Genomic DNA, 10,204 nt, shown 5'->3' on the forward strand with positions numbered 1-10,204 from the left:
GTGACTCCTATTGCAAGGAAGGTGAGAAACGATGAATAGTAAAGCCTTGGCTCCTGCTTTCCCTAAAAGAGGTAAACTTCGCAAAGCGTTTCCTTTTCTCGGGCCAGCGTTTCTCGTGAGTGTCGGTTATATCGATCCAGGGAACTGGGCAACTAACATTGAAGGCGGGGCCACTTTTGGCTATACGTTATTATGGGTTCTACTGCTAAGTAACTTAATGGCGATCCTTTTACAGATTACAGCTGCAAAACTTGGTGTAGCAACGGGAAAATCATTGGCAGAAAACTGCCGTGAGCATTTTTCAAAACCGGTTGCCGTGTTTTTATGGATTACAGCAGAACTTGCAGCTATGGCTACAGACCTCGCGGAATTTCTAGGTGCTGCGCTCGGAATCTATATACTGCTTGGCATTCCTTTATTTCCTGCTGCGTTAATCGGTGCCGCGGTTACATTTGGAATCCTGCTTCTTCATAAGTATGGATATCGTTTTATTGAACAAATTATTTTGGCGTTTGTGCTTGTTGTAGCCGCCGTGTATATCGTGGAATTATTTTATGCCAAACCCGATCTGGGGCAAATCGGCTACCATATGGTTGTACCTCATTTAAACTCTGCCAGCATTTTGGTTGCTATTGGAATGCTTGGTGCAACTGTGATGCCGCATAATATTTTTCTTCACTCTTCGGTTGTGAAAAATCGTTTAAAGAAGAACCAGCCAAACTATAACTACCGGGTCTACAAATTTGCCATTGTCGATTCTCTTTTAGCTTTGAACATCGCCTGGTTCATTAACTCATCAATGATTATTGTGGCTGCCGCGGTGTTCTTTAAAAACGGAGTGAGCGTCACATCCATCGAGGATGCTTATTCTACACTTACACCATTGCTTGGCGGGTTTGCCAGCCTCGCTTTTGCGATCGCCCTGCTCTCTGCAGGTTTATCCTCATCGGTAACAGGAACGATGGCAGGACAGTATATATTGGAAGGGTTTTTGAACGTTAAACTGCCGATCTGGATCAGAAGGGTTGTAACGATGATCCCAGCGCTGATCATAATCGGAATGGGCATTGATACATGGAAAGCGCTCGTTATCAGCCAGGTTGTACTCAGCCTGCAGCTGCCTTTTACCATCATCCCGCTGATCATGTTCACCCGCAGCAAAAAGATCATGGGCACCTATGCGAACCGCCCGTTTACAAATGTTTTACTGGTGATCGTAGCTACGCTGATTATCTTTTTAAATGCACTCCTCATCTACGAAACGTTCGGCGGGAAATTCTAATAAAGACAAAAACAAGCCAGCAACAACAGCTGGCTTGTTTTTTATTTAATCATGAAAGTTTGTCCCATCTGTTACTTCTTTGACAACTCCAGTTCGGATCACAAAGTCACCGAAGTGCTCACCCTCCTGCCGATCTTTCGCATAGCTGGAAAGAAGAACTCTGAGCTCGCTTAAAATTTCTTCCTCCCCGATGTTTTCGCGGTACATTTTGCTCAGGCGGCTGCCGTCAAAAGCCGCACCCAGATACATATTGTATTTCCCGGGAGCTTTTCCGATGAAGCCAATTTCACCCAATGCATGGCGAGCACACCCATTCGGGCAGCCCGTCATGCGGATCGTAATTTCTTCGTTACGAAGGCCGTTTTCATCGACAATGGCTTCAATTTTATCAATTAGGACCGGTAAATAACGTTCGGCCTCCGCCATCGCCAGCCCGCAGGTTGGAAGAGCGACGCAGGCCATGGAACTGCGGCGAAGTGCTGAATGATGCTTGCCGTCTGTCAAACCATAATGTTCCATTAATTCGCTGATTTCTTTCTTCTTCTCGGACGATATATTGGCAATGATCAGGTTTTGATTCGCCGTAAGACGGAAATCTCCAGTATGGATTTTGGCAATTTCACGCAAACCTGTCTTCAGCTTGTAATTATCAAAATCTGCAATGCGACCGCCTTCGATAAACAGCGTATAATGCCAATTCCCTTGAACACCTTGCACCCAACCGTAACGGTCGCCGTTATCATTAAAATGAAAAGGTTTCTCTACTTCTAAGCTCCAGCCGAGGCGGTTTTCCAATTCAGCCTTGACCGTTTCTAGTCCCAGCCGGTCAACTGTGTACTTAAACCGTGCATTTTTCCGTTTGGAGCGGTTTCCATAGTCCCGCTGGATAGTTATCACTTTTTCAGCCAGATCCAGTATCTGATCCGGCCTGCAGAAACCGATGACTCTAGCGAGTTGCGGATACGTTGTTTTATCGCCGTGGCTCATGCCCATGCCGCCGCCGATGGCTACATTAAAACCAACTAGCTTGCCATCTTCGATAATTGCGATAAAACCGAGATCCTGAGAAAAGACATCAATATCATTTGACGGTGGAACGGCGATCCCGATCTTGAATTTTCGCGGCAAGTAAAGCGGTCCATACATCGGTTCAACTTCTTCCACTTCCGGGGTAGCTGCCACTTTCTCTTCATCCAGCCATAGTTCGTGGTACGCTCTTGTGCGCGGCAATAAATAATCGCTTAATCGCTTCGACCATTCATACACTTCTGAATGGATCTCTGATTGATAGGGATTCGGATTGCACATGACGTTCCTGTTCACATCTCCGCATGCTGCGATTGTATCCAGAAGGGAAGCATGGATTTCCTGAATCGTCTTTTTCATGTTCCATTTTAAAATACCATGCATCTGAAACGTCATGCGTGTTGTCAGTTTTAAGGTACCGTTGCCGTTTTTTCGGGCAAGTTCATCCATGACAAGCCATTGAGCCGGTGTAGCCACTCCGCCTGGTAACCGGAGACGAAGCATGAACTGATAAGCCGGTTCCAGTTTTTTCTTCTGGCGCTCATTGCGAAGATCCCGGTTATCCTGCAAATAGCTGCCATGATGTTTCATCAGGCGGTTGTCATCGTCAGGGATTCCGCTGCTGATCGGTTCCAGCATCGATTCCGCCAATGTACCGCGCAAATAATTACTCTCTTCTTTAATGCGCTCAACATCGCTTGGCGGGCCGTCCGGCGCCTTTAAAATTCGGTTCACCATGTTACAAAACTCCTTTCAAATTGAACTCAGTATACATCACGCTGATATCGTTTTTGCTGCTGCATGCCGGCAAGATAGTCTTCAGCTTTCTCACGGCTCATGTTCCCTTCTTTTTCGATAATTTCAAGGAGAGTGCTGTGAACGTCATGAGCCATTTTTTTCTCATCGCCGCAAACATAAAATACTGCTCCTTCTTGCAGCCACTCAAACAGTTCCTTGCTGTGTTCAAGCATACGGTGCTGCACATATATTTTTTCACTGGTGTCACGTGAAAAAGCGACATCCATTTTCGTCAGTACTCCGTTTTTGAGCCATTTTTGCCATTCCGTCTGGTAAAGAAAATCCGAAACAAAATGCTGGTCCCCGAAGAACAGCCATGATTTCCCTTCTGCTCCCATTTCTTCACGCTCCTGCAGAAACGAGCGGAATGGGGCAATTCCCGTTCCAGGACCTACCATAATAATCGGTGTATCCGGATTCTTGGGCAGCTTAAAATTTTGATTGTGCTGGATGAAAACAGGCAGCGTGTCCCCTGGCTGAAGCCGTTCGGCGCAAAGTATGGAGCAAACGCCTTTTCGCTCACGTCCATGTGATTCGTACCTAAGGGCACCAATTGTCAGATGCACTTCATCCGGGTTTGCAGATAGGCTGCTCGCAATCGAATATAGCCGGGCTGGCATTTTCCGGAGTATAGAGATAAATTCCTGCGGCGAAACACCCCAAGGGCCAAAGTCACGGAGCAAATCAAGCAAATCACGCCCTTCAAGATACTCTTTTAACCTCTCTTCACTTCCAGGTGATAAAAGCTCACGCAGCTCTTTATTCTCTGACAGGTGTGCAGCCTTTTCAAGAAGCGGTTTGGTTAGGACTGTTATTTCAAAGGAAGAGATGAGCGCCTCTTTAAGTGAACGAACATCTCCTTGTTTATTGACCGTCACAATTTCTTCCGGATCCCAATTCATTTCTTCAAGAAGCAGTTCCACGAGTGATGGATCGTTTTCAGGATAGATTCCGAGGCTGTCCCCTGGTTCAAATGTGAGTCCTGACTCTTCAAGCGACAGCTCAAGATGGGTCGTTTCTTTATTCGAACCGCGCCCATTCAAATTAATTGTTTCCAGTATTTCCGCATGAAATGGATTCGTTCTGGAATACTCCGTCTCCCCTGTTTGAGGTACTGTGGCTTGAGAAGGTGCAGCATTGCCTCGCTGCGGTTCATTTAAGCCGCCCAGCACTCCCTCGAACCATTCTGCCGCAGGCTCATCATAGTCAAGATCGCAGTCAACTCGCGGATAAAGCCTTGTGCCGCCAAGCTCTTCCAGCGCCTGATCAAATTCTTTTCCCGTCTGACAGAAATGCTCATACGAACTATCTCCAAGCGACAAAACAGAAAAACGAAGTTCCTCGAGCTTTGGCGCTCTTTTCCCATGCAGAAATTCATGGAACGACAGCGCATTATCCGGCGGATCGCCTTCTCCATGTGTGCTCACTACAATTAGCAAGTTTTGAATCTTTTTTATTTGATTCGGCTTGAAATCGTTCATAGATAATACATTTACTTGAAAGCCGCGGCCTTCCAGCATTTTTCCTCCGGTTTCCGCTACCCCTTGTGCGTTTCCTGTCTGTGATCCATAAAGAATGGTCACTTCTTTTGAAATGGTCTGCTCCGAAGGGAATTGAACCTCCGCAGCTTCTGATGCCCCCGGAACGGAAACGTGTTGGGACGCGGCCAAATAACCACTGAGCCAGACTTTTTGTGATTCTGAGAATGTCGGCAGCAATCGGTTAAGGAGGTCTGCCTGCTCTTGAGTAAAAGGACTGTTTGTTACTTGAAGTTTCAAAATATCACCTCACAAAGGATTATAAACATAATTTTCTGTTTTTTATTGACAGTAAAAACCATTTGTCAATCATGCATTTCACTTTTTCCCTATCCATTAAGTAGGTTTTAAAGTTAAAAAGTTTTATTTCCTACTTTACCTAAAGAGAGTATATTAGTAAAATAAATAAAAATTATTGCAACTATTAACTTTTCTAATAATAAGGTGGGATCCTATTGCACTATGATGCATTAAAAACATTTGTAACCCTTGCTGAAGTTAAAAATTTTACTAAAACGGCTGAAATACTTCTCATGTCACAGCCGAGTGTAAGTTTACATGTCAAAAATCTTGAAAAAGAATTTCAGACCACATTATTTTTGCGCTCTCCAAAATTATTACAAATCACTCCCACAGGCGAGATCTTATACGACAGGGCAAAGCGAATGATCACTATCTATGAACAGACGAGACAAGATATCCTGGAACACCACAATTCTATTAAAGGAGTTTTAAAGATTGGCGCAAGTTTTACAATTGGCGAGTATATATTGCCTGCTTTACTTATTGACCTCCAAAAAGAATATCCAGAGCTTGAGCTTCAGGTTCTAATCGGCAATACGGATGAAATCGTTAAATCCGTTAGGATGTATCAAGTTGATATCGGATTAATTGAAGGGCAAACCAATGAAAAGGAGCTGTCCGTACACGCTTTTATGGAAGATGAGTTATTTATTGTTTCCTCTAACCATCACGAACTCGCTCATAAACAAGAAGTGACAGTGTCTGATCTTCAAAGTCAGCCATGGGTAACCAGGGAAGTCGGTTCAGGTACACGTGAATACTTGAACCACGTCATCCGCTCAAATGGCTTGAAAGTTAAATCACTGCTCACCATCAGCAGTAATCAAGGCATCAAAGAAACCATTATTAAAGGCGAGGGGCTGTCACTACTATCCCGAAGTGTTATAGAAAGAGACGTACAGCACAACAATCTTACGATGATCAAATTAAAGAATAAGTCCTTTAACAGGACGCTTTCCTACATTTATTCCCCGATTTTACAAGATAAGAAGAATGTTAAGACATTTATTAATGTATTAAACAGGAAATGGCCTCCGCAGTCATAATAAAACCAAAGAAGTTAATGTTGTGATGGCGATAAACGGCAGTAAAAGAAATCCCCTGACACATCGTCTGGGGATTTTATTTTCATCGTCTTTTCCAGCAGATCCGCAGCCTTATCATTACTAAAATAAAAAAACCCTTACCGTCTGGGTAGGTAAGGGTCTCTCCAGTTACGAAGGCTTCTCCTTCTGCCCCTGCTGCCGGCTTCTGTAAAACTCATGAAACAGCTTCATCAGTGCCCTTTTTTCAATCCTAGAGACATAGCTCCTGGAGATCCCCAGCATTTTCGCGATCTCCCGCTGTGTTTTTTCCTTCTGAAGATCCAGGCCGAACCGGCCGACAATCACTTCCTTCTCACGGTCATCTAACACATGAATGTAGTCATAGATCTTCTTTTTCTGCATCTTCAGCTGAATGGCATCCACAACATCCTCGGTTTCCGCTTTCAGCACATCGATCAGGGTAATTTCATTGCCTTCCTTATCCGTACCGATTGGATCATGAAGCGAAACATCCTTTTTCGTCTTCTTCAACGCCCGCAGGTGCATGAGGATTTCCATTCTAATGTCATTACATTGCGTTAAATATTACCAATCAGAATGTGTAGATTTGAATACTGTCCTCATACACTCTAATTTCTTTTATCACATGCCGCAAAAGGGATTTTTTATCTTCAAAGCTTAACTCCTCTTTTCCTCTCGAGAAGTAAAATTCCGCAGCCTCTTCCAATAACTTTTTCCCGTATATATGTTGTTCGTTATTTTTCTTCTTCGCTTCCAGTTCATCTAAATCCTTTTGCAAACGCATTTCTTTTTCTTTCAGTTCTTTTAATGAGTGCTTTATTTCTTCTTCAGAAAGATCCAATCCTTGAGTGAATAAGTTCAGCAGTCTTTTTCGTCCAGCTTTTACTTTTTTGATTTCTGACTGAAGCCGTTCAATTTCAATCTCCTCAAAATGGATAGGTTTTTCTTCCTCCTCTCTTTCGGTCGCAGCTGCAATTTCCTCCGGGGCATTTAACCATTCTAAAATTGTCTCCCATACTTCCTCATCTAATTTGGGGACATAGACTTTTCTACCGCAACCTGGATTTTTTGCACCCGAGGTATTCTTTTTATCAGTATAAATAAAAACGGTCTGTCCCCAGTTTTTTGTTTTAACGCCAACCATCGTATTGTTACAATCACCACAACGCAATAATCCACTTAATAGATATTCACTCTTACTTTTTTTGGCCCATCTACGCCTTGATTCATTCAATAAGATTTGAGCATGCTCAAATATCTCTTCTTCAATGATGGAAGGACATTCGATTCGTATCCATTCGTCTTTTGGCCGGACAGTCATAGGAACACGGTCTTCTTTGGACTTATACTTGTTCCCTAGCATACCTTCTGTGTTCCAACGGTTTTGATAAAACTCTCCCGTATACACTCTGTTCATCAGTAGCTGCCGAACCACCTGGCGATGCCATACTTTTGCGCCCCTTTTGGTAGGTATCCCTTTGCTCGTTAAATATTTTGCGATACCATTGATGCCTTCAACCATCGTATTCGGCTGGGTAAACAGATCAAATATGAGATGTATTACTTTTGCTTCTTCTTCATTTATGACTATTTTCCCATGTTCTTTATCATAATCATATCCGTAAATCTGAAAGTTCCGTAAAACCTTCCCTTGCCGGGCCTTCTCTTTTCTCCCCCGGCTCATCCGCTCGTTAATTTTTGCTTTTTCAAATTCCGCAATGGCTCCACGCATACTATAGAAAAGGTTACCTTCAGGAGTCTTCGTATACTCCCCGTTGACAAAAACGAGCTGCACACCCCGTTTTTCAATTTCATCTGTAATGATTAGCTGATTCATTAACTTTCTAGAAAGCCGGTCAGGATCTAAGCATATGACTTTAGTGATCAACCCTTCTTTAACGTCATTTCGTAATTTAGTCAAAGCGTGCCGATCAAGGATTTCTCCAGAAACTCCTCGGTCTACATACTCCATCACTTCATCTGTCTTTGCCTTCTTTCTGCATTCCTTGATCTGATCCTCCAAGCTGAAGCCCTTCTTTACCTGCTCCTCTGTACTCACCCTTGCATAGATCGCGATCATTGAGCTTCTCCCTTCTGTACTTATCTTTAAGATAAGAGTAGCAAGAATACCTGATTTTGTCAGTAGAAGTTCCTTCAATGATTTTGATATGCACCTCGCATCACCTCTATAGAAGGTATGCAGTTACGGCTTGGTTACTTTCTAAAGTCTTACAGGCATATGAAACCCCCTTACACCTAATAGTGTAAGGGTTTAAAAATGGTTTGAAGGTTCCAATGTGAACCTGTGTGCGGAACATATACTGCGTGTCTTTCTATGCTTGATGATGACTAAAATCCGCATGAAATTAGCACTATTGCAAAGTTAGCACATATTTAAATACATTAAAGTTGAAGTTCTGATTACAAACTAGCCTTATTTATTATAACCATGGGAATTCGCAACTGTGCTCATTCCCAAAACCGGTGGTCAAAAACTGGTCAGTTTAGTGGTCAATTTTTCACCCTCACCTTACCGAGCCTATCTTCTCGAACTTAATAAATTGATGTTTTTATACCGTGTTACGGAACTTTTAAAACCCATATAAATCAACGTTTTTATTATTTTCTCTTCAAATCATTTTATTTGTTTTTAATCTAAGTCAGCAACCGATTAACCAGTCTGCATCCTGTCCTGATTGTTTTAATGATATTGCTTTATAGCAATCCTAAAAACATCCGAGAGATGTTCGTTTAAAGCTCCAGGCTGCTTTTCATATTCTAGCCCGCTTGTGAACTGGGTCACTCCATGTGTAAGTTCGTGCCCAATCACATCTAGTGAGTTTGTAAAACCCAACAAAAATAGTTTGCTGATTAATATTTGATATTAATGATCACTGGTCATGACTCATGCCTCATAAATTGGATCTCCGTGAACTGATATTCTGCCTTTTGCTCATAATATTCCTTTACAGGGACACTCTATAATCAAAATAAAATTCTATAGGTTGGAGGCTGTCAGAATGAAGGTTTTATCAATGATCCAGCCATGGGCAAGCCTTTTTGTCCATAGAGAGACAACATATGAAACAAGGTCATGGAGAACGAATTATCGGGGGCCACTTGCCATTCACACAAGTAAAAAAATAGATAAAGACGTCTCTAACCATATAGCCATAAAGTCGTTGCTTGGTAAGCACGGATACACACCAGAGAATCTTCCAACTGGCCAGATCATTGCTGTATGCAAACTTGTAGATTGTTTGAAGGTAACTGAAAACAATGAGACATGGGCCATTCTGGAGGATGGTCGAATCGTATCAGGGAATGACTATTTTATGGGTGACTTTAAATTGGGAGGTTATGCTTGGGTAGTTGAGGATATGCAGATGCTGGATGAATTTATTCCAGCAAAGGGAAAGCTAGGATTATGGGAGCATGTTTTAATTTTATAGGAGCTGATACATTGCACACGATGCGCTGAATCAGCTCCTTTTTATTATAGAAAAGAAAACCCTAGGCTAGGCCTAGGGTTCCAAAAAGCTTTCAGCGTTGTATGAAAAAAACTCTCCCGAGGTGCTAAATATTTTTGGTTCGCCAACCAAAATAACAGCATACGGAGGAGTTTTTATGTCAAAAGAAAATAATTCTGAAATCGACAAAACTTTAATGTATTTTTATTCCATACAATCTTTCGCCTGTTTTAATAGGTATTTCTGTTCCTGTACATTTTGTGTTAACGAAGCAGCACGCTGGAATTCTTCAAATGCTTCCCTCTTTCTCCCCAGCTTTAGAAGAAAATTACCCTTAACGCTCGGAAGCAAATGATAGTTCTTCAACGCCGGGTCCAAAAGTAAAGACTCAACAATCTCCAACCCTGCCTCTGGTCCATATGTTCGATATTGCAACCGCACGGTTCATTTCCACTATGGGAGATGGTGCCACCTGGGCAGGGCATCGTATAGGGCCGAGATTTCTTGCCAATCCGTTTCCGGATCCAATCTTAACGACACGATCACCCGACAAACTGAATTAGACCGACTCGTAAAAAAGTAGTGACGGACTAGGAACTCGAAAGACCTCGACTGCCGCTGCTTTTATTGTGCAAACGTAATCCGGTTAGCGTAATCTACTTTAAGAGACAAGTTCATCTAACCGTCTGGTAAACGAGGCCTATGGCTCCAGAATCAAAT

Annotated in this window: 7 protein-coding genes and 2 pseudogenes; 3 read left to right on the plus strand and 6 right to left on the minus strand. The window is 42.7% G+C overall.

Annotated features, from left to right (window positions below; translation table 11 throughout):
• Nucleotides 1–31: 31 nt before the first annotated feature.
• Entirely contained in the window at nucleotides 32–1,282 is a 1,251-nt protein-coding gene (locus QYF49_RS17850) for an Nramp family divalent metal transporter (protein WP_290400942.1), read from the plus strand.
• A gap of 45 nt (nucleotides 1,283–1,327) precedes the next feature.
• Here the strand turns inward: QYF49_RS17850 and cysI are convergent, their stop codons facing one another.
• Both cysI and QYF49_RS17860 read right to left on the minus strand, forming a co-directional pair.
• Nucleotides 1,328–3,046, minus strand: a complete 1,719-nt coding sequence (gene cysI / locus QYF49_RS17855; RefSeq protein WP_290400943.1) for an assimilatory sulfite reductase (NADPH) hemoprotein subunit — start codon at nucleotides 3,044–3,046, stop codon at nucleotides 1,328–1,330.
• Between the two features lie 26 nt (nucleotides 3,047–3,072).
• Nucleotides 3,073–4,884 (minus strand): assimilatory sulfite reductase (NADPH) flavoprotein subunit, encoded by a 1,812-nt coding sequence (locus QYF49_RS17860; RefSeq protein WP_290400944.1) that lies wholly within the window; start codon nucleotides 4,882–4,884, stop codon nucleotides 3,073–3,075.
• Nucleotides 4,885–5,099: 215 nt separating this feature from the next.
• Here QYF49_RS17860 and QYF49_RS17865 point away from each other — a divergent pair, with 215 nt between their 5' ends.
• Nucleotides 5,100–5,993 (plus strand): LysR family transcriptional regulator, encoded by an 894-nt coding sequence (locus QYF49_RS17865; protein WP_290400945.1) that lies wholly within the window; start codon nucleotides 5,100–5,102, stop codon nucleotides 5,991–5,993.
• Nucleotides 5,994–6,161: 168 nt separating this feature from the next.
• Here the strand turns inward: QYF49_RS17865 and QYF49_RS17870 are convergent.
• The 3 genes and pseudogenes from QYF49_RS17870 to QYF49_RS17880 form a co-directional block, all read right to left on the minus strand.
• A pseudogene (locus QYF49_RS17870) lies at nucleotides 6,162–6,557 on the minus strand (sigma-70 family RNA polymerase sigma factor); the annotation flags it as partial.
• A 28-nt stretch (nucleotides 6,558–6,585) separates the two neighbouring features.
• The gene (locus QYF49_RS17875; RefSeq protein WP_290400946.1) at nucleotides 6,586–8,094 is read right to left on the minus strand and encodes a recombinase family protein; all 1,509 of its coding nucleotides are present in this window, start codon (nucleotides 8,092–8,094) and stop codon (nucleotides 6,586–6,588) included.
• A 586-nt stretch (nucleotides 8,095–8,680) separates the two neighbouring features.
• Nucleotides 8,681–8,862: pseudogene (locus tag QYF49_RS17880) on the minus strand (M4 family metallopeptidase); the annotation flags it as partial.
• 172 nt (nucleotides 8,863–9,034) lie between these two features.
• On the opposite strand from QYF49_RS17880, the gene QYF49_RS17885 reads away from it, so the two are divergent.
• Nucleotides 9,035–9,466, plus strand: coding sequence for an ASCH domain-containing protein (locus QYF49_RS17885; protein WP_290400947.1), 432 nt, complete (start codon nucleotides 9,035–9,037; stop codon nucleotides 9,464–9,466).
• 222 nt (nucleotides 9,467–9,688) lie between these two features.
• Here the strand turns inward: QYF49_RS17885 and QYF49_RS25830 are convergent, their stop codons facing one another.
• Entirely contained in the window at nucleotides 9,689–9,886 is a 198-nt protein-coding gene (locus tag QYF49_RS25830; protein WP_354005845.1) for a hypothetical protein, read from the minus strand.
• Nucleotides 9,887–10,204: the final 318 nt, after the last annotated feature.

The sequence above is a fragment of the Fictibacillus terranigra genome (assembly GCF_030412265.1).
GTDB classification, from domain to species: Bacteria; Bacillota; Bacilli; order Bacillales; family Fictibacillaceae; genus Fictibacillus_C; species Fictibacillus_C terrinigri.